16 protein-coding genes and 2 pseudogenes are annotated in these 23711 nt (G+C 72.6%); 3 read left to right on the plus strand and 15 right to left on the minus strand.

Annotation, left to right across the window (positions count from 1 at the left end; all coding sequences use genetic code 11):
* The 14 genes and pseudogenes from AADR41_RS32460 to AADR41_RS32525 all read right to left on the minus strand — a co-directional run.
* Positions 1–475, minus strand: a pseudogene (locus AADR41_RS32460) (FHA domain-containing protein); the annotation flags it as partial.
* 138 nt (positions 476–613) lie between these two features.
* Positions 614–1972 (minus strand): vWA domain-containing protein, encoded by a 1359-nt coding sequence (locus tag AADR41_RS32465; RefSeq protein ID WP_342285263.1) that lies wholly within the window; start codon positions 1970–1972, stop codon positions 614–616.
* 122 nt (positions 1973–2094) lie between these two features.
* Positions 2095–3417, minus strand: coding sequence for a protein phosphatase 2C domain-containing protein (locus AADR41_RS32470; RefSeq protein WP_446751145.1), 1323 nt, complete (start codon positions 3415–3417; stop codon positions 2095–2097).
* Positions 3414–6149 carry a serine/threonine-protein kinase gene (locus tag AADR41_RS32475; RefSeq protein WP_342285267.1) on the minus strand — a complete coding sequence of 912 codons (2736 nt, stop codon included), beginning with the start codon at positions 6147–6149 and terminating at the stop codon, positions 3414–3416. Before AADR41_RS32475 ends, AADR41_RS32470 begins: the two co-directional genes overlap by 4 nt.
* 67 nt (positions 6150–6216) lie before the next feature.
* Complete coding sequence (locus tag AADR41_RS32480; protein ID WP_259931204.1) at positions 6217–7539, minus strand: hypothetical protein; 1323 nt, start codon at positions 7537–7539, stop codon at positions 6217–6219.
* Positions 7540–7644: 105 nt separating this feature from the next.
* Positions 7645–8688 carry a glutamate ABC transporter substrate-binding protein gene (locus AADR41_RS32485; protein ID WP_342285270.1) on the minus strand — a complete coding sequence of 348 codons (1044 nt, stop codon included), beginning with the start codon at positions 8686–8688 and terminating at the stop codon, positions 7645–7647.
* Positions 8689–8699: 11 nt separating this feature from the next.
* Positions 8700–9989 (minus strand): hypothetical protein, encoded by a 1290-nt coding sequence (locus AADR41_RS32490; RefSeq protein ID WP_342285284.1) that lies wholly within the window; start codon positions 9987–9989, stop codon positions 8700–8702.
* Positions 9990–10585: 596 nt separating this feature from the next.
* Positions 10586–11560 carry an N-acetylglucosamine kinase gene (locus AADR41_RS32495; RefSeq protein ID WP_342285271.1) on the minus strand — a complete coding sequence of 325 codons (975 nt, stop codon included), beginning with the start codon at positions 11558–11560 and terminating at the stop codon, positions 10586–10588.
* Positions 11551–12840, minus strand: coding sequence for a 6-phospho-beta-glucosidase (locus tag AADR41_RS32500; RefSeq protein WP_342285273.1), 1290 nt, complete (start codon positions 12838–12840; stop codon positions 11551–11553). The genes AADR41_RS32495 and AADR41_RS32500 overlap by 10 nt, the downstream gene beginning before the upstream one ends.
* A gap of 3 nt (positions 12841–12843) precedes the next feature.
* Positions 12844–13746: a carbohydrate ABC transporter permease gene (locus AADR41_RS32505; RefSeq protein WP_446751146.1), complete on the minus strand. Its 903-nt coding sequence runs from the start codon at positions 13744–13746 to the stop codon at positions 12844–12846.
* Position 13747: 1 nt separating this feature from the next.
* Positions 13748–14689: a carbohydrate ABC transporter permease gene (locus AADR41_RS32510; protein ID WP_342285274.1), complete on the minus strand. Its 942-nt coding sequence runs from the start codon at positions 14687–14689 to the stop codon at positions 13748–13750.
* A gap of 7 nt (positions 14690–14696) precedes the next feature.
* Positions 14697–16034, minus strand: coding sequence for an ABC transporter substrate-binding protein (locus tag AADR41_RS32515; protein ID WP_342285275.1), 1338 nt, complete (start codon positions 16032–16034; stop codon positions 14697–14699).
* Positions 16035–16096: 62 nt separating this feature from the next.
* Positions 16097–17320: an ROK family transcriptional regulator gene (locus tag AADR41_RS32520; RefSeq protein ID WP_342285277.1), complete on the minus strand. Its 1224-nt coding sequence runs from the start codon at positions 17318–17320 to the stop codon at positions 16097–16099.
* Between the two features lie 219 nt (positions 17321–17539).
* Positions 17540–18604, minus strand: coding sequence for a mechanosensitive ion channel family protein (locus AADR41_RS32525; RefSeq protein WP_342285279.1), 1065 nt, complete (start codon positions 18602–18604; stop codon positions 17540–17542).
* Between the two features lie 366 nt (positions 18605–18970).
* Here AADR41_RS32525 and AADR41_RS32530 point away from each other — a divergent pair, with 366 nt between their 5' ends.
* A complete protein-coding gene (locus tag AADR41_RS32530) occupies positions 18971–19507 on the plus strand; it encodes an HNH endonuclease (protein WP_342285281.1) in 537 nt (178 codons plus the stop codon).
* Between the two features lie 46 nt (positions 19508–19553).
* On the opposite strand, the gene AADR41_RS32535 is transcribed toward AADR41_RS32530, so the two are convergent.
* Complete coding sequence (locus AADR41_RS32535) at positions 19554–22568, minus strand: beta-N-acetylglucosaminidase domain-containing protein (protein ID WP_342285282.1); 3015 nt, start codon at positions 22566–22568, stop codon at positions 19554–19556.
* A 332-nt stretch (positions 22569–22900) separates the two neighbouring features.
* On the opposite strand from AADR41_RS32535, the gene AADR41_RS32540 reads away from it, so the two are divergent.
* Positions 22901–23185 carry a hypothetical protein gene (locus AADR41_RS32540; RefSeq protein WP_342285283.1) on the plus strand — a complete coding sequence of 95 codons (285 nt, stop codon included), beginning with the start codon at positions 22901–22903 and terminating at the stop codon, positions 23183–23185.
* Positions 23186–23711 (plus strand): annotated as a pseudogene (locus tag AADR41_RS32545) (4-alpha-glucanotransferase); the annotation flags it as partial.

A 23711-nucleotide genomic window follows, 5' to 3' on the forward strand; every position in this document is an offset into this window, starting at 1 on the left:
GGGCCGGGGGACCGGGGCGGTTGCCCGGCTCGGCGGAGAGCGGCTCCGCCGGGCGGTTCATCTGCGAGGGCCGCGAACCCTGGTGGTCGAACGGGTCGCGCGGCTGCTGCGACGAGGCCGGCGGCTGCTGGGCCTGGAAGCCGGGCGGCAGGTTCAGCCCGGGCGGCGGGCCCGGAACGCCGTGGGCCGGGGCCAGCGGCGTGTACGACGTCGCGGTGTTCGTGAGGAAGTTCCAGCGGCACTCCTCGCAGAACGGCGCCATCGCCTCACGAGGCGTGCGGCACTGCGGGCAGAGCTCCGCGGCCTGGGTCGCGTCGGACCCCGGGCCCGGCGGGTAGCCGTAACCGGGGGCGGGCGGCGGAGGCGGCGGCGGGGGGACCGCACCCGCAGGCGCGCCCGCGCCGGTCATGCGATGGCCGCAGACCTCGCACCAGTCATCGGAACCAGACTGGTGTCCGTTCGGGCAGGTCGGCATGTCGGCGCTTCCCCCTCTCCTGGGCCGGCCCCGGGGCCGGCGTATTTTTTTCTGCTCTTCGCCTCCCGGCGGATCATTCCGTCCGGGCGGCTCGACTGCGTGGCTCTGTGCCTGCTGTTCGCTGATTGTTGAACGGTTCTACTTCTTGACGCGAACCGTCTTGGTCGAGCGCGTTTCGAGTGTCATCTCGTCGGCGTCCGCGACCTTTGCCTTCAGTCGCACAGTACCGGTCGCCGCGTCCACGACGTCCACCACCTTCGAAAGCAGTTTCGCAGTGTCCTCGTTCCCGGAGACCGACGCCAGCTGCACCGCGCGGCCCAGTTTCGCGGTCGCGCCGTCGAAGTCGCCCGACTTGCGGGCGTCGAGCCCCTGCTGGATGACCTGTGCCAGCTCCGCCTGGCCGGTGTAGTGCGCGACCTGCGGATTGATCGAGGTGGAGGCCGCCATGTCCTCGGTCCACACGGCCCGGACCAGGCCCTGCGAAAGGGTCTGCGGAGCCCCGCCGGACGGATCGGGGAGGACCAGCGAGACCCGGGACGCCAGCATTTCCTGGCCGATTCCGGCCTGCGGGACGGTCACGCACACGTGGTAGTCGCGGGACTCGTCGCCCCAGGAGCCCGTGGGATAGTCCCCGGCGCGGGGGCTCGCCTCGGTGCGCCGGTCGGTCAGATCGACGACCGTCGGTGCGACCTGTTTCACAAACCTGATCTCGACCCCGACGGGTGTCCAGAGCCGCAGCGCCACGTCCGCGACCTCCTTGCCCATCGCGTTCTCCATCATCTGCGTGAAGTCGGCGGCCAGCCCCGCGGGGTCGGCGACGATGTCCGCCGTGCCGAGCAGCGCGGAGGCGATCGCTGTGACCTCTTTCACCTCCCAGTCGGTGCCGACACCGCGGGCGTCACAGGTGAAGCGGCCGGCGCAGGATTCGAGCGCGGCCCGCAGGTCCTCCGGAGCCTCGTGCTCGTTGCGGCCGTCGGTCAGCAGGATGCCGTGCCGGATCTGCACATCGGCCGCGCCGAGCAGCCGGTCGGCCAGCCGCAGCCAGGTGCCGATCGCCGTACCGCCACCGGCGCTGAGCGCCCGCAGGGCACCCTTCGCCTGGGCCCTGGTCTGCGCGTCGGCCACGGCGAGCCTGCCGTTGCCCGGATAGACCTCCTTGGCGACGTGCGTGCCGCCGACGACGGCGAACGAGGTGCCGTCGCGCAGGGTGTCGATGGCCGCGGCCGTCGCGTCGCGGGCGTTGCGCATCTTCGTCGGCGGGTAGTCCATCGAACCGGAGCAGTCGACCATGATCACCACGGCGGCCTTCGGCGACTGCCCGGGAACGTGCGCGGGCGACACGACCGCACCGGACAGCGGGACACCGCCGGTGGTGCCGCCCCCGGTCGAGGTGACCGTGACGATCGCGTTGACCTCGCGACCGCCCTCCGGCAGATATTCGTTCTGGTACACCTCGACGGAGAACTGCGGCACGTTCGACTTGGAGAAGTTGGCCATCTGGTCGGCTCCTTGGGACTCCAGGTGTCGGATGAAGACAGCTGTGAGGGAAGAAAAACGGACGAAGGCAGCGGTGCCGGACTGGGCGGTCGGAACCGGAATCAAGCGTTACGGAACGGGACTCACGTGGTTCCGCAGGCCGATCCTGCCCCCTGAGGTTCCACGGCGAACGGCAGCAGAGCCACTGTTACGTTGTCGTGGCCCCCACCGTCGAGCGCATGACCCACCAGCACCTGCGCGCCGTGCAACGGCCGTTGATGCGCGTCGGCCGGCACCGCCGCGGCCATCTCGGCCGCCGACTCCGCGTAGTTCCACAGGCCGTCCGTGCAGACGACCACCAGACCGGACCGGTCCGGTTTGAAGGACACGGTGTGCGGTTCCAGGTCGTACGCGTCGGCGCCGAGCCACCCCGTGATGGCGTGGGCCCGCTCGTCCGCGTACGCCTCCGCCTCGTTCATCAGGCCCGCCGCCACCATCTGCGCGGCCCAGGAGTCGTCCTCGGTCAGCCGGGCGGGCGGGTTGGTGCGGTCGTCGGGAACCCAGTAGACACGGCTGTCGCCGACCCAGCCGACGATCAGCAGACCGCCCGCCATGATCGAGCCGACCAGGGTGCACGCCGGGGCGTTCTGATGGCGGTGCCGGTCGTGCTCCCTGGCCCGGGCGGGCTCCTGGGCCAGGGCGTTGACCGCCTCGGCGGCCGCGAGGATCGCCTCGTGCATCGCCTGCTGCGGGTGGGTGCCGCGCGGCAGCGACTCCAGGAGCGCCTCGTTGGCCGCGCTCGCGGCGGCCGCCGACGCCTCGTCCGGGCGGCTGGCCGACGAGACACCGTCGCAGACGATCGCGACGACGGCCGGTGAACCGTCCGGCAGGGCGGTGGTCGACACCGCGAACGAGTCCTCGTTGCGGTGATGGCGCAGGCCCCGGTCGCTGACGGCGGCCACCGAACCGAGCTCCTGCTCCATGTGGTCGCGCTCGCGCGGCTGGGCGTGACCGCAGTTCTCGCAGTAGCCGTCGGTGTCGACACTGCCCGCCCGGCAGGCCACGCAGCGCTTGGCTCCGGCCGGCGGGGTGGCCGCCACCGGATCCACGGCGGGGGTACGGGGGTCGGGTGCGGCCGTCGGCGCCGGCGCATCGGCCGCCGACGCGGCTGCGTCGGGGGACGGGGCGGCGGCCGGCGCCGGGGCGGCCAGCTCGAAGTCGTCCGATCCGTCCGGTCCGCCGGAACCGCCCGGTTCCTCCGATGCGCGCCGCCGGTCGAAGCGGACCTCCGCCGCGCCGTCCGCCGACGCGGTCGTGGCGATCGTCGGATGGTCCTGGGGAACGGCGGGCACGGCCGACAGGTCGTACCCGCACGCACCGCAGAACAGGTCCCCCGGCTCCAGCGGCTCCTCGCAGCCGGGGCACTTCGACAGGGCCGTCTCCTGTGGCTTCTGCGACATTTTCACACCCACGTCCGGGGGCGGAAACGGTTGGCCCGCTCCACCAGTTCGATCCTCTCATCACCGGGCTCCGCAAGCCTGGCGAGTATCCGGTACGAACGTTCGAGCCCGAAGCGCAGGCCCCGTTCGTCCAGCTCACTGCCCAGCAGCGTGCCCGGCCCGGTCGGGCCGGCCGGCGGCCGGGCCGCGGGGCCACCGGAGAGCACCCAGTCGAGCGCCGTGCCCAGCACCTCGGTCGACAGCTGCTCCCGGCGCACCGCGTCCAGACCGAAACCGGCCAGCCCCGAGACCTGGGCCGAGGCGGCCAGCAGATCGGTGATCAGCGCCTCCTCCGGGGCCCGCCCGCGCAGCCGGGCACGCACCGCGGCCACCCGGGCCGCCGTGTAGTGGATCGACGCCTCCGGCACCGACTCCAGCGCCCCCACGGCCCCGGCCCGGTCCCCGGCGGCGAGCCGCACCCGGGCCAGCCCGAAGGCGGCGCTGACGAAGCTCGGGTCGGTCGTCCACACCAGCCGGTAGTACTCGGCGGCGTTGTCCAGCTGGCCCAGCACCTCCGCGCAGATCCCCAGCGCCAGCTTGGGCGCCGGCTCACCGGGGAACGCGTCGTACACCGCGTCGAAGGACAGCGCCGCGTTCTCGTTGTCACCGGTCACCAGCGAGGTGATGCCGCGGTACCAGACGACCCGCCAGTCGTCCGGGTGCCGGCCCTCCAGCGCGGTCAGGGTCTGCCCGGCCGCACCGAGGTCGTTCAGCTCCAGCCGGGCGCGCAGCTCGCGCAGCCGGGTCTCCAGCGAGGCCACCGGCACCGCGCCCAGCGCGGCGACCAGCTCGGACGGGGCGGTGGTCATCAGACCCGCGAGGAAACCCGCGTTGGGGTCGCTCACGTCGACGCGGGGGACCGGCAGCGCCAGCGAGGTGGACCGTACGTCGAGCCTGGACAGCCGGGGGACACCCGGGGCGGGGGAGAACGCCGGCGCACCGGGGACGGCGGCCGGGACGCGGGGCGCCGGAATCGGGGTCTGCGTCCGCGCGTACGCCAGGGCCTCGCCGTTCCCGGCCGGACCGTTGCCCGCCCGTACATGGGTGGGCGGCGCGGCGAGCGGAGCGGCCCCCGGCGCGGGGTGTCCGGGAGCGGGCGGCGCGCCCGGCGCCGGTGCGGCGGGCGTCGGCACCGTCGCGGCCCGGGGCCCGGTACCTGCCCCGCCGCGCCGCCCGGAGCGGCCGGACCGGGCCGGGGCCGCGGCCCGGCCCCCCAGCTGCGACGCGTCGCCCGTCAGCTCCGGGAACAACTCCGTGTCGGTGACCCGCACTTCCGTGCCGAACAGCGTCGAGAGCGCCGGCCGCGGCCGCCCGGTCTGGAGCGACACCACCTCGCGCAGCACACCCGTCAGCTGCTCCGCCATCTCCGCCGCCGAGGCGAACCGCCGGGCCGGATCCGGGTCGGTGGCCCGTACCAGCAGCCGGTAGAACGACTCGTAGGTCCGGAACACCTCGATGTTGTCCGGGTCGGGCAGCGAGTCCACGAAGACGTTGGTGTAGCCCTGGAAGTCGAAGGTGAGCACCGCGAGCGTCCGCGCGACCGTGTACAGGTCGGAGGCGACCGACGGGCCGACCTCCGCGACCTCCGGCGCCTGGTACCCCACCGTGCCGTAGATGGCCGACTCCTCGTCGTCCATCCGGCGCACCGCGCCCATGTCGATCAGCTTCAGCTGGTCCTCGGTCTGGATCGCGTTGTCGACCTTGAAGTCGCAGTACAGCAGGTTGCGGCTGTGCAGATGACCGAGCGCCTCCAGCGCCTCGATGCCGTACGCGCACGCCTGCTCGACCGGCAGCGGATCGCGCTTCCCGGCGGCGGTGCGGCGCTCGTTGGCGATGTCCTTGAGCGCCTTGCCGCCGACGTACTCCATCACGATGTAGCCGTCGAGCGAGCCGGTGCGCTGGTCGAGGTGCTCGACGAAGTTGTAGATCCGGACGATGTTGGAGTGCTCGATCTCGGCGAGGAAGCGGCGCTCGGAGATCGCGGCCTCCATGGCGTCCTGGTCACCGGTGTCGAGCAGGCCCTTGAGGACCACCCAGCGGTCCGAGACCGCGCGGTCGACCGCGAGATAGACCCAGCCGAGCCCGCCGTGCGCCAGACAGCCGGCCACCTCGTACTGGCCGTGGACGATGTCGCCCTCGTGGAGCTTGGGCACGAAGGAGTAGGGATGGCCGCACTTGGTGCAGAACCCCTCCGTGCGGCCCGTCCGGTCACCGCGCGAGCGGCCCACCGGCGCCCCGCAGTCGGACCGCGAACAGAAACGCTTCCGCTCCGGCACCTCCGGGTTCTCCATCACCGCCGAGCGCGGGTCGGGACGCGGCACGTCCGGCACCTCGACCAGGCCCACTCCCAGCCTGCCCCGGGTGGACGCGCCCGAGGACGAACCGGAGGACCGGACCGAGACCGAGGGGGAGGTGGCGGTGCCGGACAGCGAGCGCGAGAGCCGCCCCGACACCGAACGCCGCGAGGTCGACGAGCGGGAGGAGCGGGACGAGCGCGAGGACGCCCGCGACGAGGACCGCGAACTGCTGTTGCTGCCCCGGCTGTTCGCGCCGCCGCCCGCGATCCCGGTGGCGGGCGAGCTCACCATTCCGTTCGGCGAGACGACCGGAGCCAGACCGCAGGTGTCGCAGTACAGCTCACCGCCGCCCATGTCCTCGTAATTGCCCTCGCACGCGGGGCGCTGGCACTGCGTACTCATGGTCGGTCCCCCTGATCGCCCCGCCGCCGCCGCAGCGGCGGCCCTGCCACCTTGCACACGTCTGTGGTCATCGCCGGTCCTCCGGTCCCGGCGCCCGGCGCTGGGACAGCAGCTCGGCCGCCGCCTCCTGATAGCGCAGCACCGCCTGCCCGGCGACCCGCAGATCGCACGGCGCGCTCCACAGCATCCGGCGCGCCGCGTCGTACCGCTCGATCAGCAGCGGATCCTCGGCCAGCCCGTGCCGGGCGACCTTCGCCTTGTACGCGTCGAGCCTGCCGCGCAGCTCCGCCCGCACGGCCAGCGGGGCCGTGACCGCGGTCAACGACTCGCGGGCCCGCAGCAGTTCCTCCTCCGCCTCCCGCTCCAGCGTCTCCAGGAGCGGGGACAGCCGGTGCCACTGGGCGTGCCTGCGGTACTCCGAGGCGGCGGCCAGCCGCTCCTGGAGGACCGTCGCCGGGCCGCTGACCGCGGGCACCTCGGAGGCGGCGATCTTCGCCAGCACCTCGCCGCGCGCCGACCGGGCCTCGGTCAGGGTGCGGTCCGCGCGGGAGAGCACGTCGCGCAGCTGGACCAGGCGCTGCTCGGCGTCCTGCCGGACCGCGAGCACCGCCTCGATCTCGCGGCGCACGTCGTCCAGGGCGCGGGCCGCCCGGTCGTAGCGCGCCGTGTCGGGGCGACCCCCGCCGGGCGCCGAACTGCCGGGCCCCGGCAGCCAGAACGCCAGCGGATCGGAGATCACCTGCACCCGCAGCGTGGTCAGCTCGTGGGTGATCGCCTCCAGGTCGTCGCCCGCCGGGTGCTCACCGGGCCGCACTCCCACGGAGTGCGCCAGCGAACGGGTGCGGTGCAGCTCGGCGGCGAGCAGATCTATCCGGGCGGGCAGCGCGGACCACACGGAGTCGGAGGCCACGACCATGTCCAGCGAGCGGGCGTACAGCTCGTTCATCCGGGCGACCAGCTCCTCCAGCGTGAACCGCTCGGAGAGCTTGGCCGGGCCGTTGACCGAAGGGTCGGGGCGGGCCGCCGCGTGCGCCACGGTGACGCCCTGGCCGCGCAGCAGCTCGGTCAGGGCCACCAGATCGTCCCGGTTGGGGTAGCGGCGGCGGGCCCGCACCGAACGGGCCTGGGCAAGCGCCCCCGCGTAGGCGTCGAAATACCCCCACAGCAGCGTGATCGACTGCTCGGTGGAGGCCCAGCGCTCCCGGGTGACACCGGTCAGCTCGGCGCCCTCCAGGAGCCGGCGGCCCGCGTGGTCCTGCAGGGCGAGCAGCGAGGTCTCGATCGCCTCGTGCTCCGCGCCGAGCCGGGCCAGCGCACGGTCCGCCTCGTCCCGGTCCATGACCGGGCCGGGGGGCCTGGCCGCATAGCCGGGGAAGGGGCCCGCGCCCATCGATCACCTCTCCGCTCTTGCTGCCGGGACGTGCCCGGCAGGATCAGTGCCACTGCCTCACCGGCCGGGTCCGCGCCATCGCGCCCACCCGGCCGAAGCCGGCGGTCAGTCGCTCCGGTACTTGGGGGCCGGCGGTCCCTTTATCCCCGGCAGCCCGGCCTCCAACCACTCCCGGTAGGACAGCATCCAGTCGCTCTTCGCACCGCCGCTGCGGTAGCCGACCAGCACCTGGTTGACCCTGGCCACCAGATCGTCGGCCCCGAGCTTCGCCGCCACACCGTAGTACTCGGTGGTGAACGGCTTGTCGCCCTTCAGCTCGACCGCCGGATCCTGGGCGGCCTGTCCGGCCGCCAGGGCGTTGTCCGTGACCACCGCGTCGACCTCGCCCATCTGCAACCGCACCAGGCAGTCCAGCTGGTTGGGGACGGTGAGCTGGTTCTCGTCCGCGGCGGTGCCGTCGTGCGGGTCCTCGAAGACCGCGCCGAACGACTGCTTCTTCAGCGCGTCGTAGGCGGTGGAGCCGTTGGCGGTGCAGACCCGCTTGCCGGCCAGGGACTTGTCGTACCCGGTGATCGTCGAGTCCTTCGGCGCGAGGACCTGCTGACCGGCCTGGAAGTAGGCGGTGGAGAACGAGACCTTGCGCGCCTGCTTGCAGTTGATCGTCATCGTACGGACGACGACGTCGACCTTGCCGTCCGCCAGGAGTTCGGCCCGCTTGTTGGTGGGGATGGCCCGGAAGATCACCGCGTCGCGGTCGTTCAGGATGTTCCCGGCGATGGCCCGCACCAGATCGATGTCGAAGCCCTCGATCCGGCGGTTCTCCGGGTTGCGGTAGCCCCAGCGGAAGCTGTTCTGGTCGACGCCCGCGATCAGCTTGCCGCGCTTCTTGATCCTCTCGATGTTCGGCCCGTCGGCGGACGACGGCGGGAGGCTCGCCTCCGGGTCCGTGCACTCGTCCGCCTTGGCCTGGATCGCCTGCGCGGTCCGCTGGCCCGCACCGACCCCGCCGAAGGCCTCGGCGCCGCCGCGGGAGAGCGGAAGCAGGGTCAGCGAGGCCGTCACCGCGCAGGCCGCGGCCATGGCCGTCACCCCGCCCCAGCCGCGCAGCCTGCCCCGGGCGGACCACGCGCCCCTGCGCCTGTCGGTCATCGCTCCCCTTCTCATCGGTACTCCGAGAGCCTGCGGTTGATCCCGACGATCGCGGCGGCGGCACCCAGCACGGCCAGCGCGGCGGCCCCGGCCGGCAGGCCCCACAGGGCCCCGCGCCCGTCCTCGGCGGCCCGGGTGAACTGGGCCTGCTCGTGGGCGAGCGCCTTCGCCAGCGCGTCGTCCACCTGCTGGAAGGACCGGCCGGTCGACTCCTTCGGCCCGATGATCTGCTCCAGGGCGCCCTCGTAGTCACCGTTGTCGTCGGTGGTGCGGGCGGCCCGGTGGCGCTCCTGCCACTCGGTGGCGGCGGTGACGGCGGCCTTCACCGGGGACTTCCCCGGATCGTCCTCGGCCAGCTCCCCGGCGCTCCCCAGCGCTTCGCGCAGTGCCTTCATGTCCGTCGTGTAGTCCGACTCGTACTTGTCGTTCTTGCCGTCCGGGGTGAGCACCGCGCCCCGGGCGACGAGCGTGAGGTTCTCGTTGGCGCGGGCCTTCAGCGAGTCGATCCGCGCGTGGTTGAGCACATCGAGGGACTGCTGCCCGTTCACATCCGCGGCATGCAGCTGGGACCGGGCGACCGTGTGCCCCACGGCCAGCCACAGCAGGATCACGGTGGACGCGGCGGTCGCCACGAGCAGCCCGTGGTTGAAGACCCGGTTCGTGCGGCGGTAGTTGCGCCGCTGCGCCCAGAACAGCCCGGCCAGGGCCACCACACCGAGCCCCAGCGAGAGGAACGGCCAGGTCCGGGCCGAGTCGTTGTCCTCGCCGAGCCTGCCGGTCTCCGCCGTGTACAGCCGCTCGGCGGCCGGCAGCAGCACGTTGCTCATCTTCTGGTTGGCGTACCGGAGGTAGGCGCCGCCCAGCGGCAGGCCCTGCCGGTTGTTGGCCCGGGCGCGCTCGATCAGGCCGGTGTAGCGGGGGAGTTCCACGTTGAGGGTGGCGATCTCCTGCCCGGACTTCGTCGCCGCGTCCGTGTTGGCGGCGGCCTTCACCAGCAGCCGGGACGCCTCCTTGATGTCCCGCTCGTACTGGTCGTGGACGTCTTTCGGCTCCTGGGCCCCCGCCAGGAAGCCGCTCGCCGCGGCGGTGTCGGCATCCGCCAGCGAGCGGTAGACGGCCGCCGCGTCGGCGCTCAGCGGCTGGCTGCGGCCCACCACGTCACTCGCGGCGGACTCCCGGTCGGCGACCTCGAACGCCGTCACGGCCCCGAACGCCACGACGAGCAGGGCCAGTACGGCCCCGATGATCTGCAGCCTGCCGGGCTCGGTGGTGGCCGCGGCCCGCACCCGGCCGGCCGTCATGGACAGCACGCCGCGGTGCGGCGGAGCGGGTACGGTCGCGGGCGGCGATGCCTGCTCGTGTTCCGGCGCCGTGCGTACATTCGGCGGGTATGTCACTCGACCTCCCCCTCGGTCACTGACGGTGGCCCGGCCCCCGGCCGATCGGGGACTGGTGCCCGGCCATGAAGTATGGCCGCAGGGACCGGCGTCCACACCTGGAACGTCCGGATCCTGCATCGGCCCACGGACGCGCTCGCGCGCATCCGACTGCGGTCACCCCGCATTCGATCAAGGCCTGCGCCGCCGATCAAGACGATCGGCGGACCAGTACCCGATGCGGGCCGATCTCCCCACTCATGAACACGTCCGGGACAACTGATCGGTTCCCGTACGCAAGGGGCGTCCCCCGGCGCACAGGCACCGGGGGACGCCCCTCGGGCCTGTCCGTCGGATCATGGCCGGGGTCGTGGCGTCTGGCACGGCACCTCGCCGCGTTGCCGAAACGCCCGAACAGCTCCGCTGTCAGGACGCTCCGGCGCCTTGCGATGCACCGCACCAGACGCCACGCCCTGTCCGACCCTGATCCGACGGACAGGCCCGTGACGGCGGACGACGCGTCAGCCGTACTGCGCGCGCAGCCTCTCGTGCACCGGGGCCGCCGCACCCGTGTGGTCCAGACCGAGCAGCGCGGCGCCCAGCACCGGCGGCTGGGTCACCACCCGGACGACCGCCTTCGGGGCGCGCGCCGCGAGAAGTGCGGTGATCCCCGTGTCCAACTGCGGGTGGCGGGCGGCCAGTACGCTGCCGCCCAGCACCACCGGCGCCGGCTCGTCCAGCAGGTCGAGCCGGCCCAGCGCGACCGAGGCCATCGCGACGACCTCCTCGGCCAGCCGGTCCACCAGCGCGCCCGCCACCGCGTCCCCGGCCGCCGCGGTCGCGAAGAGCACCGGAGCCAGCTCGTGCCGCCGCTCGAACTCGACCCGGCCCAGATGCAGCGCCTCGATCAGCGCGTACATCGAGCCGAGTCCGAAGTGCCCCGGCAGCGTGCGGACCAGCTCGGTCGGCTCACCGCGCCCGTCCTCGGCCCGCGCGGCGAACCACATCGCCTCCTCGGCCAGCCCCGCGCCACCGCCCCAGTCACCGGAGATCCGGCCAATGGCGGGGAACCGCGCGGTCCGCCCGTCCGGCACCATGCCGACACAGTTGATCCCCGCGCCGCAGACCACGGCCACCCCGCGCGGCTCGTCCACCCCCGCGCGCAGTATCGCGAAGGTGTCGTTGCGCACCTCGACGGTGGCGCCCCAGCCCCGCGCGAGCAGCGCGGCGGCCAGCTGCTCCTCCTCCACCGGGAGATCGGCGTTGGCGAGACAGGCGGACACATGCGTGACGGAGCCGACCGGTACGCCGGACTGCTCCAGCGCCCGCCCGACCACCGTCCCGAGGGTGTCGACAGCCGCCTCGATGCCCACGGCGGGCGGCTGGAAGCCGCCGCCGCGGGCCGTCGACAGCACCGTTCCGTCCGCGCCGATCAGTGCCACGTCGGTCTTGCTGTTCCCCGCGTCTATCGCGAGGACCGAAGCGTTCACGCCCACGCCAGGTGCTCCCGGTTGTGCGCGATCAGCTTGTCGGTGAGCGCCTCGGCGTACTCGAACTGACCGATCAGCGGGTGCGCGAGCAGCGCCTTGAACACCGCGTTCCGCCCGTCCGCCCGCCCGGTGGAACGGCCACCGAGCAGCGCGGCCTCCAGGGCGAGGTCCTCGTACGCCGTCACGTGGGAGATCAGGCCGGCGTACAGCGGGTCCAGCGCGGGCACGGCGAGCGGCGTCGCGCCCGTGCCGTCGACCCGGGCCTGCACCTCGATCACCGCGTCGTCCGGCAGGAACGGCAGGGTGCCCCGGTTGTAGGTGTTGACCACCTGCACCGCGGAGCCGCCGGAGCCGAGCAGCGAGGACGCCAGGTCCACGGCCGCCTCCGAGTAGAAGGCGCCGCCGCGCTTGGCGAGCAGCGCGGGCTTCTCGTCCAGCGCCGGATCGCCGTACATGGCGAGCAGTTCCTTCTCCATCGCGGCCACCTCGGCCGCCCGGGACGGCTTGGTGCCGAGCTCCCGCACGACCTCGTCGTGCGTGTAGAAGTAACGCAGGTAGTACGAGGGGACGACGCCGAGCCGGTCGGTGATCGCCCGGGGCATGCGCAGATCGTCCGCGATCGTGTCGCCGTGCTCGGCGAGCAGCCTCGGCAGCACGTTCTCGCCCTCCGGCCCGCCGAGGCGGACGCCGAGTTCCCAGGTCAGGTGGTTGAGCCCGACATGGTCGAGGTGCACCTCGGCGGGGGCGACGTCGAGCAGCCGCGCGAACTTGCGCTGGAAGCCGATCGCCACGTTGCACAGGCCGACGGCCTTGTGGCCGGCCTGGAGCAGCGCCCGGGTGACGATGCCGACCGGGTTGGTGAAGTCGATGATCCAGGCGTCCGGGTTGGTCCGGCGGACCCGCTCGGCGATGTCCAGGACGACCGGCACGGTGCGCAGCGCCTTGGCGAGGCCGCCGGCGCCGGTGGTCTCCTGGCCGATGCAGCCGCATTCCAGCGGCCAGGTCTCGTCCTGGTTGCGGGCGGCCTGGCCGCCGACGCGCAGCTGGAGCAGGACCGCGTCGGCGTCGGCGACGCCCGCGTCCAGGTCGGAGGTGGTGACGATCCTCCCCGGGTGGCCCTGCTTGGCGAAGATCCGCCGGGCGAGGCCGCCGACGAGCTCCAGACGGTCGGCCGCCGGGTCGACGAGCACCAGCTCCTCGATGGGCAGCGTGTCCCGCAACCGGGCGAAACCGTCGATCAGTTCAGGTGTGTAGGTGGACCCGCCACCAACTACTGCGAGCTTCATAGGTCAGCCCTTTACTCCGGTCAGTGTGACGCCCTCGACGAATGCCTTCTGGGCGAAGAAGAAGACGAGGATCACGGGGGCCATGACCAGTACGGTCGCGGCCATGGTCAGGTTCCAGTCGGTGTGGTGTGCGCCCTTGAAGGAGTCCAGGCCGTAACTGAGCGTCCAGGCACCGGGGTTCTCCGACGCGTAGATCTGCGGGCCGAAGTAGTCGTTCCAGGCGTAGAAGAACTGGAAGAGGGCGACGGCGGCGATGCCCGGCCTGGCCATCGGCACCACGACGCGCAGCAGGGTGCGGAACTCGCCGCAGCCGTCGACCTTCGCCGCGTCGAGGTACTCGTTCGGGATGGTCAGCAGGAACTGCCGCAGCAGGAAGATGGAGAACGCGTCGCCGAACGCCATCGGGATGATCAGCGGCCAGAGCGTGCCGGACATGTCAAGCTGCTTGGCCCAGAACAGATACATCGGGATGACGACGACCTGCGGCGGCAGCATCATCATCGAGATGACCAGCATCAGCGACAGATGCCGGCCGCGGAAGCGGAACTTGGCGAGCGCGTAGGCCACGGGCAGCGACGAGACGACCGTGAGGACGGTGCCGAGCCCCGCGTACAGCAGGGTGTTGCGCCACCAGGTCAGGAAGCCGTCGGTCTCGAAGACCCGCCGGTAGTTGCTCCACTCGAAGGTGTGCGGCCACAGATCGCGGGTCAGCGCCTGCTGGTCGCTCATCAGCGAGGTGAGCAGCAGGAAGACGAACGGCAGCACGAAGAAGAGCGCGGCGGCGACGCCGAGCGCGTGCACCGCGATCCAGTTCAGCAGCGACTTGCGCCGCGCGACGCGTTCGGCCGGGGTGGCCGGGCCGGTCGCGGGGGCGGCCGTCTTCACGGCGTCGAGAGTCTGCGCCACGTCACTCACCTGCCTGGATCAGTCCGCTGCGGCGCCGCATCAGCAGTGCGGTGAACGCCATGGCGAGTACGAAGAGAACGAGCGCGACCACACAGGCGGAGCCGTAGTCGAAGCGCTGGAAACCGAGGTTGTAGACGAGCTGCGGCAGCGTCAGTGTCGACTTGTCGGGATAGCCCGGTTCGAACTGCTGTCCGGAGCCGCCCATCACGCCCGAGGCGACCTTCCCGGCCACGAACGGCTGGGTGTAGTACTGCATCGTCTGGATGATCCCGGTGACCACCGCGAACAGGATGATCGGCGAGATGTTCGGCAGGGTGACGAAGCGGAACCGCTGGAACGCGGTCGCCCCGTCCAGCTCCGCCGCCTCGTACTGCTCCTTCGGTACGTCGAGCAGCGCGGCCATGAAGATCACCATCAGGTCGCCCACCCCCCAGACCGCGAGCGCGGTCAGGGCCGGCTTGGACCAGGCGGCGTCGGTGAACCAGCCGGGCGTGGACAGCCCGATCTCGCCGAGGATCGAATTGACCGGCCCGGTACCCGGGTTGAGCAGGAAGACGAAGCCGAGGGTCGCCGCGACCGGCGGGGCCAGGTAGGGCAGGTAGAACAGGGTCCGGAAGACCCCGGCACCCGTCTTGATCTTCGTGATCAGCAGCCCGACACCGAGGCCGAACACCACCCGGCAGGTGACCATGACCACGACCAGCCAGAGCGTGTTGCGCAGCGCCGGCCAGAACAGCGGGTAGTCGCTGAAGACGAACGACCAGTTCTTCAGCCCGCTGAACTCGGGGGCCGTGAAGCCGTCGTAGGCGGTGAAGGAGAAATAGACGGTGCAGATCAGCGGGTAGGCGAAGAAGACGCAGAACCCGATCAGCCACGGCGACATGAAGGCCGCTGTCCGAAGCGCCGACCGGCGGCGCTTCGTACGGAGTGTGTAGGTGGTCATCGCGCTGCTACTTCGCCTGCGCGATGGCTGCGTCGATCTCCTTGGCGGTGTTCTTCAGACCCGCCTCGATGTCCTTCTGCTTGCCCTTCTCGATGTCGAATCCGAGGTTCTGCAGGGACGTCAGGTACGCGCCGCCGTTCACCGAGGGCGGGGTGGTGGTGCTCCTCGGGTCCGCGGCGATGTCGAGGAAGGTCTTGAACCGCGGGTCGTACTTCAGCTTCGGCGACTTCAGCGCCGCCAGGGTGGAGGGCACGTTGTGGATGGCATTGGCGAAGTCCACCACGGCGTCGGTGTCGGTCGTCATGAACTTCACCAGCTCCCAGGCTGCGTTCTGCTTCTGGGAGGTGGCGGCGATGCCGGCGATGGTGCCGGTCAGATAGCCCTTGCCGTAGGTGTCGGCCTCGTCGTCGGCGACGGGCATCGGGGCGACACCGATCTCGAACTTCGGCTTGGCCTCCTCGGCCATCCCGAGCCGCCACTCGCCGTCCAGCTGCATCGCCACCTGGCCGGTGTGGAACGGGTGCTTGGCGCCCCACTCGTCACCGAACGAGGTGCGGTACTTCTCCAGCTTCTCGTAGCCGCCCAGGTCGTCGACCAGCTTCTTCTGGGTCTTGAGCATGGCGGCGAACGCCGGGTCCTCGGCGATGTTCGACTTGCCGTCCGCGTCGAAGTACTTCGGGTTCCAGCCGCCGAGGTAGTGCTCGGTGGTCGACTCGTAGCCGTGGTAGTTCGGCATGAACCCGAGCTGCTCGTACGAGTCGCCCTTGGTCTTCGTCAGCTGCTTGGCGGTCGCGGCCAGCTCCGACCAGGTCTGCGGGGGCCGCTTGATGCCGGCCTTCTCGAACGCGTCCTTGTTGTAGTAGAGGCCGTATGCGTCACCGAGCAGCGGCACGGTGCAGCGCACCCCGTCGAACTGTGTGTACTCGTTCATCGCCTTGGGGAAGGTCTTGTCCGGGTCGATCCCGTCCTTCTTCAGGAAGGGGTCGAGATCGACGAACGCCTTCGACGAGCAGAACTTGCCGACGTTGTTCGTGGTGAACGACGAGATGACGTCCGGGGCATTCGAACCGCCCGCCCGCAGCGCCTGGTTGATCTTGTCGTCGGTCATGTTGCCGATGACCTTCACATGGATGTTGGGGTGCGCCTTCTTGAAGGCGTCGACCGTCGCCCGGATTCCCGCGACCTCGCTCGGGGAGTTCCAGCCGTGCCAGAAGTTGATGGTCGTCTCCTTGGACGGGTCATCACTGGCACCGGAGTTGCTCTGGCCCGTACAGGCCGAGGCGAGCAGAGATATGGCGGCGGTCGCGGCGAACGCGGCGGCCGTCTTCCGGCGGTTTCCGGACATGGCGGTCTCCCGGTGAAGGAATGGGGCAGGGGTACGGAGGAAACGGGCGGGCCGAGAAGGGTTCAGCGGGACGTGTCGAAGACTTCGTCACGGGTGGTGGCGAGGGCGCTCTCCAGCGCGCCGCGCAGTACGGGGCGGTGCATCACTTCTCCGGCGATCAGCCGGGGGCGGGAGGCCGCCAGCTGGGTGAGCTCCGCCTCCACCCGGCAGCGCAGCGGCTCCCCACCGGCCGCGATGACATCGCCGGACAGCACGACGACCTCCGGGTCGAGCACGGCGATCATGGAGGCGAGACCGGTCGCGAGGCCGGTGGCGAACCGGTCGAGGAGCTGGATGTACGGGCCGTCCTCACCCGCCTCCGCGGCCTCGGCGGCGCGGGCGAGCAGCCGGGCCGCGACCTCGTGGTGGGTGCCGGAGGCGCGGATCAGCTCGTCGTCGATGCCGAGCTCCCGGCCCAGCCGGGACAGCACCTGGGCGCCGGCCAGCTCCTGGAAGCCGCCCGCGTTCACCTTGGTGACCTGCCGGACCAGCGGGGCGCCCGGCACCGGCAGGAAGCCGACCTCGCCGGCGCCCCCGGTGAAGCCGCGGTGCAGCCGGCCGTTTATGACGAGGGCGGCGCCGAGCCCCTCCTCGTTCCACAGCAGGACGAAGTCGTCGTGCCCCCGCGCCGCGCCCAGCCGCTGCTCGGCCACCGCGACCAGGTTCACGTCGTTCTCGTACTCCACCGGCATCGGCAGGAAGGCGGCCAGCTCCTCCAGCAGCGTGGGGGAGTGCCAGCCCGGCAGGTGCGAGGCGTACCGCAGCCGCCCGGTCCCGGGGTCGAAGGCGCCGGGGGTCCCGATGACGACCCGGTGCACATCGCCGCGGGTGAGCCCGGCGTCCTTCACCGCCCCGTCCAGCGCCTGGGCCACCAGCCGCACCACGCTGTCGGCCCGCCGCCCGGGGGTGCGCAGCTCGAAGCTCCCGACGGTCTCGCCGGTCACGTCGGCGACGGCGGCGACGATCCGGCGGGCGTTCACATCCAGGCCCGCGACATGGGCGGCCCGCGCGTTCACCCCGTACAGCTGCGCGTTGGGCCCCGGGCGCCCCGCCACCGTCCCGGTCGCGACGACCAGCCCGGCCGCCTCCAGGCGGGCCAGCAGCTGCGAGGCGGTCGGCTTGGACAGCCCGGTCAGCTTCCCGATCCTGGTCCGGGACAGGGGGCCGTGCTCCAGCAGCAGGTCGAGGGCGGCCCGGTCGTTCATGGCCCGCAGAACGCGGGGGGTACCCGGTGTGGTTCCGGCCATGAGCGCTGCACCTGCCCTCTGTTAGGAAAGTTTCCTATTCGGTGAGAGGACCGTATGCGCGCGTCACCGGGGCGTCAATGGGCAGTGCCCCGGTGGCAACCAAAGCGTTACCTCGGTCACTTCCGGAATCTCCGGGTCCATGGTGGCGCATGCCCGATCGGACCGCCGGTGAACCGGATCGGCGACACACCGGCCCGTCGGCCGCCCGGACGGCCGGGGCTACTTCGAGATGTTCGGCGGATTGATCGGGGCCGTGGCCAGCGACTGCGGCGAGGTGGTCGAGGCATAGGCCGAGGGAGCGGCCACGGAGGCCGACGGGTCGGCCTTGACGGGCTCGTCCGCCTGGGCCGGGACGCCGCCGACGATGCGGATGCCCGCCTCGTCGAAGGCCCGCTTGATCCGCCAGCGCAGCTCGCGCTCCACCCCCAGCGCCTTGCCCGGCATCGTCTTGGCGCTCAGCCGCACCGTCATCGAGTCCAGGAGCACGGAGTCCAGGCCCAGGATCTCCACGGGGCCCCACAGGCGCTCGTTCCAGGGGTCCTCCTTGGCCATGGCCGCGGCGGCCTCGGCGATCACCGTACGGACCGTGTCGAGGTTCTCGGTGGGGCGCACCGTCACATCGACGCCGGCCGTGGACCAGCCCTGGCTGAGGTTGCCGATCCGCTTCACCTCGCCGTTGCGGACGTACCAGATCTCGCCGTTGTCGCCGCGCAGCTTCGTGACCCGCAGGCCGACCTCGATGACCTCGCCGGAGGCGACGCCCGCGTCGATGGTGTCGCCCACGCCGTACTGGTCCTCCAGGATCATGAAGACACCGGAGAGGAAGTCGGTCACCAGGTTGCGCGCGCCGAAGCCGAGCGCCACACCGGCCACACCGGCGGAGGCCAGCAGCGGGGCCAGATTGATCTGGAATGCACCCAGGATCATCAGGGCGGCGGTGCCGAGGATCAGGAACGACGCGACCGAACGCAGTACCGAACCGATCGCCTCCGAGCGCTGGCGGCGGCGCTCCGCGTTGACCAGCAGCCCGCCGAGCGCGGTGCCCTCCACCGCCTGGGCGCTGCGGTTCATCCGTTCTATGAGCTTGGTCAGAGCACGCCGGATCGCCGTCCGCAACACGATCGCGATCGCCGCGATGAGGATGATGCGCAGACTGGTGTTCAGCCAGGTGGACCAGTTCTCCTCCACCCAGCCCGCGGCGTCGCCGGCCTGCTTGGCGGCTTCGTCCAACGAGCTGCCGGGCTCGGGTGACGGGGCTGCGGCCAACAGGGCGGACAGGGACACGGCGGGACCTCCAGGTGGGCGACGACGGCCCGACCACACTAACGGGGCAGCGTGAGTACTCCGTTGCCGTGACCGAGGGGAGAGACACGTCTCACGGGGGGACACCGAGGCCGGGGGGCGGGTGCGGCGAGCGGCCGGTGCGGCCGTCTGTGGCCGATCGCACATCGGGCGAGGCCGCCCGGACAGCGCCGCCGGAGCGCCCGCTTCCGCCGCACGGCCGCGGCACGGGGGGCGGCCGGCCAGGAGGAAAATCCTCCCGGCCCGTTACCCGCACGTGGTGGCGCTTCGACCAGGCAGGAGTAGAGACTGAGATCGGATCGTCCCGGCGCGAGCCACGCGCCGCCGGCGTACAAGGAGGCATCCACCGTGCCGCATGTCCTGGTTCTCAACGCGTCGTACGAGCCACTCGGCGTCGTACCGCTCCGCCGCGCGCTCGTCCTCGTCCTCGAAAACAAGGCCATCTGCCTAGAGGAGTCCGGCGCCTTCATGCACAGTGCCACCCGGGCCGTCCCGGCCCCCAGCGTCGTCCGCCTGAAGCGGTTCGTACGCGTCCCCCACCGGGGGCCCGTGCCGTTGACCCGCAGGGCGCTGTTCGCCCGGGACGGGGGGCGCTGCATGTACTGCGGCGCCGCCGCGACCAGCGTCGACCACGTGATTCCGCGCAGTCGCGGCGGACAGCACGCCTGGGACAACGTGGTGGCAGCCTGCCGCCGCTGCAACCACGTCAAGGCGGACCGGCACCTGCCGGAGCTCGGCTGGCGGCTGCACCAGCAACCCGCCCCGCCCACGGGCCTGGCCTGGCGGATCATCGGCACGGGACACCGGGACCCGCGCTGGTTGCCGTACTTGCAACCGTTCGGCGCGGACGACGCCATGGCCCGGATCGACGGCATTTCTGCCTGAGGGATCCGGGCCTTCGTCGTCCCGGGGGCGGCAGGGGCCCGGATCGTTACTCCGTCCCGGCGACGGCGTACGCCTCCACCGACCAGAGCGAGTAGCCGAACTCGCTGCCCCGGGCATCGCCCTGGACCCTGAGGTAGCGGGCGTCCTTCGCGTCCATCCGGACCGACTCGTGCCCGCCCCTGCCGTCCCGGACGGTCGCCGCCGTGCGCCAGCTGCGGCCGTCCGAGGAGACCTGGAGCCGGTAGCGGGTGGCGTACGCGTCCTGCCAGTTCAGCACCACCCGGCCGATCCGGGCGGTCCGCGGCAGCTCCGCCTGCCACCAGGCGTTGTCCTCGACCGGTGAGGACCAGCGGGTCTCCGGATCGCCGTCGGCGGCGGCCGACGCCGGGAAGTCGGAGGTCTCGTCGCCGGACGAGGACGCGGTGGCGGTACGCAGCAGATCGGGGCCCGCGGTGCGCGGGAACGCCCGGACGGTGAGCGTGCTGCGCTCGTCGCCGAAGCTCAGCGGCACCTCGTACTCCCCGGCCGGGGTGCCCGCCGGGACCGTGATCTCGACCGGGACCTCGGTGCGCGAACCGCGCGGCACCCTCGTCTGCTTCGGGATGTCCACCTTGATGCCCCTGGGTGCCTTCGCGGTGAGCGCGCCACGCACCTCGGTGGGGCGCCGGGCGGCCAGCCGCGCGTCGACCCGCTGCGGCCCGCCGCCGATCTCGGCGTCCGTCTCGCCGCGCGCGAGATCGAGCCGGGCCGCGGGCTCGTCGCCGAACCAGGGCACCAGCGCGTGCACCCGTGGCGCCGGCACCGAGGTGTTCCGGGCGGCGTTGCTCCCGGGGGCCATCGGCGCCACCGGGCCCGCGACGACCGGAGGCATCGACGGGCCGCCCGTGGACCAGCTGATCCGGATCGCGTCGGCCCGCAGCCCCCGGCCCGCCGTCTGGGTCCAGCCGGTCTTCGACAGCGTGCCCAGGCGGCGCCAGCCCTCGCCGGGCACGTGCGCCTCCAGCGCCGCGCCGGCCACCGTGCCGCCGCCGGGCAGGGTCATCGCCGTTATGGCCTCCACCGGACGCGACCGGTTCAGCCGGACCGTGTAGCTGCCCGGAGCCCTGGTGACCGTACCGGCGTCGCGGTCCGCGCCCGTCCAGGCGTCCGCCTCCCGGCGCACCCGGTCCAGGAACGGGCCCAGGACCCCCTTGCCGACCGTCGCGCCGTCCGCCTTCGCCGCCCTGCGCACCGGCTCCAGGGCCAGCGACGCCTGCCAGGCGGCGTCGCCGTCGCCGCGCGACTGGGCCTGGAGCAGGTCCACGGCCAGCTCACCCGCCCGGCCGTACCGGGACAACTGCTCGGTCCACGGACGCACTTCGTCGTCCAGCCGCCCGTCCGCCAGGCCCTTCAGCCGCCGCGGGGCCTCCCGCATCACGGTGAACGCCTCCCGCAGCGCGCGCGCCGCGTCGTCCCGGGCCGCCACGTCGTGCGCCGCGCGGGACTTCCAGAACGCGGCCAGCAGCGGCCGCAGATACGCGGACTCGTCACCGCCCAGCACCGATGTCGCGCTGTTCCCGGCCAGCGCGCGCAGCGCCTCCCTGGTGCGTGGGTCACCGCCCGCCAGATCGTCCACCGCCGCCCGCCAGGACTCCTGCGGCCGGTAGCCCTTCGGGTTCCAGGCGAAGTCGGCGGCGGTGAACAGCGGGATGCGGGACGCGGAGGGCTGCTCCATCGCGTTGGCGAGCAGCGCCGCGGAACCCGTGGCCACCGCGGGGTCCCGGCCGGTGTACGGGCCGAGGAAGATCCGGTCCTGGGCGTAGTCGTTGACCGGGTAGTTGTCCATCGTGACCAGCGGGTGCCCGAACGCGGCGCGGGCACCGGCCAGTTCCCCGCCGGTGATGGTCCTCGGCACGACGCCGACCCCGGTCCAGGCGATCTGGACCCGGTCGTCCAGCTCCTCGGCCAGCGCCTTGCGGTAGTCGGTGGACCCGTCCTGGTAGAACTCCGTCGGCATCACCGACAGCGGCTGCGAACCCGGATACCGGTCCGCGAGGTGCCGTGCCACCTCACCGGCCACCCGGGCCTGCGCCGCGGCCGCCGCCCGGGGGCCGCTGCCGAAGGTCTCGGCGTCGCTGTCGCAGTGCCATTCGCTGTAACTGACGTCCTGGAACTGGAGCTGGAAGACCCGCACGCCCAGCGCCCACATCGAGTCGATCTTCTTCGTCAGCGCCTTCACGTCACCGGCCGACGACATGCACATCGCCTGGCCCGGGGCGACCGCCCAGCCGAGCGTCACATGCTCGGCGCGGGCCCGCTCGGCCAGCGCCCGGAAGTCGGCGCGCCGGTCGGCCGGGTAGGGGTCGCGCCAGCGGGCCTGCCGGTACGGGTCGTCGCCCGCCGCGTACAGATACCTGTTCTGCTTGGTGCGCCCCATGAAGCCGATCTGGGCCAGCCGCTCCTGACGGGTCCACGGCTGCCCGTAGAAGCCCTCGGTCGTCCCGCGCACGGCGGTGCCCGGCCAGTCCCTGACGGCGACCCCGGCGACGGCTCCGTCCCGGATCAGCTGCCGCAGCGTCTGCACGCCGTGGAAGAGGCCGTCCTCGCCGACGCCGTCCACGGCGACGGTGTCCCGGCCCGCGACCCTGCCGACGGCGATCCGGTAGCCCCCGGAGGGCAGGTCGCCGCGCTCCGGGGCGCGCAGGGTGCGCAGCGCGTCGCGGGCGCCGTCGCCGCCGAGCCTGATGACCGGGCCGCGGCCGGGCAGCGCCTCGTGGACGGTGCGCACGCCCGCGTCCCGCAGTATCTGCCGGAGCGCGTCGACCGCGTACGGATCGGCGTGCGCGCCGGCGACCAGGGTGGCCTCGGCGGACAGCGGTACGGACTGCCCGGCGGCCTCGACGGACTGCGGCCGGGGCCATACGGCGGGCAGCCCCGCGCCGTCCGCGCGGTCGGGGGTGGTGACGGCGGGGGAGCCGGGCGCCGAAGGGGCCGCGACGGCGGCCGGCGTTCCTGTGGAGAGCAGTCCGCCGAGCACGGCGACCGCGATGGCCGCCGCCTGCTTTCCGCGCCTGAGCCGCATCGCTCGTCCCCCTCGTTCCCGCCGGTGGTCCCCGGCGTTCGGGCCGGTGGGCTCCGAGCCCACCACCCGCGCGCGAGGGTGTCAATGCGCATGGGTGGTGTGCCGGAAATGCCCGAAGTCGCAGATGGGGCGGGCAGTGGCCGGGCGGGGCGGCGGACGCCAAAGATGACGCCGGATGGCCGAAAAGAGCGGACAACTTGCGGGGAACCGGCCCGGGGGGAACGGAATGTGACCCAGGGCACGTTGGACTCGTTGTGATGACGCCTACGTCTGTGGTCGAGCCCGCCGGGTAGGTCTGCTGTGTCCTGTATCCCCACGGCCAGGAGGCCGCCATGCCCGCCGCCGCACAGCTTCTGCTCTCCGCCCTCTCCGGACAGGTGCCGGAGGCCACCGCGCCCCCGGCTCCCGGCCCCGACGTGCCGCTGGTCCCGGCACCCCGCACCGGCCCGCTGACCAGTGAGCCGCCGCTCGCCGACGCGATACCTCTCACCAGTGAGCCGCCGCTCGCCGACGCCACCCCCCTGACCAGCGAACCCCCGCTCGCCGTAAACGCCCCGCTGACCAGCGAGCCGGCCACGTCCGGCGGAGCATGGGGCACGGAGTCCCCAGGAGTCTGAATGGGCCTGTCCCGGCTCGCCGCACTGCACGGCGTCGCCACCTCCTACTCGCCGTCCGCCGATGCGACGGTGTCCGTCCACGACGACACGGTCGTCGCCGTGCTCGCCGCGCTCGGCGTGGACGCCGCCACACCCGAGGCGGTACGGGAGTCGCTCGCCGCCGCCGAGTCCGCGGCCCGTTCCCGGCTGCTCCCGCCGACGCTGGTGGTGTGGACCGGAGAGCCGCTGCCCGCGGCCCTGACCGGCCTGCCGCCCGGCACCACGCTGGAGATCCACCTGGAGGACCCCGGCTCGGACCCGCCCCTGCGGATGCGCGTTCCGGCCGACCGACCGGATCCGGCCGTTTCGGCGTGGGGCACCGCCGGCGGGCGCACGGACCCCGGGGGCGGCCGGGGCGCGAGCGGCACGGGCACGGTGCCGGAGGCCGGTGCGCAAACGCCCGCGGCCCCCGCCTGGTGGGCCGAGCCGCCGCTCGGGGTGCACCGGCTGGCCGTGCGGGCACCCGGCGGCCGGACCGGGTCCGGCA

The organism is Streptomyces sp. CLV115, from assembly GCF_038448545.1.
Classification (GTDB): Bacteria; Actinomycetota; Actinomycetes; order Streptomycetales; family Streptomycetaceae; genus Streptomyces; species Streptomyces sanglieri.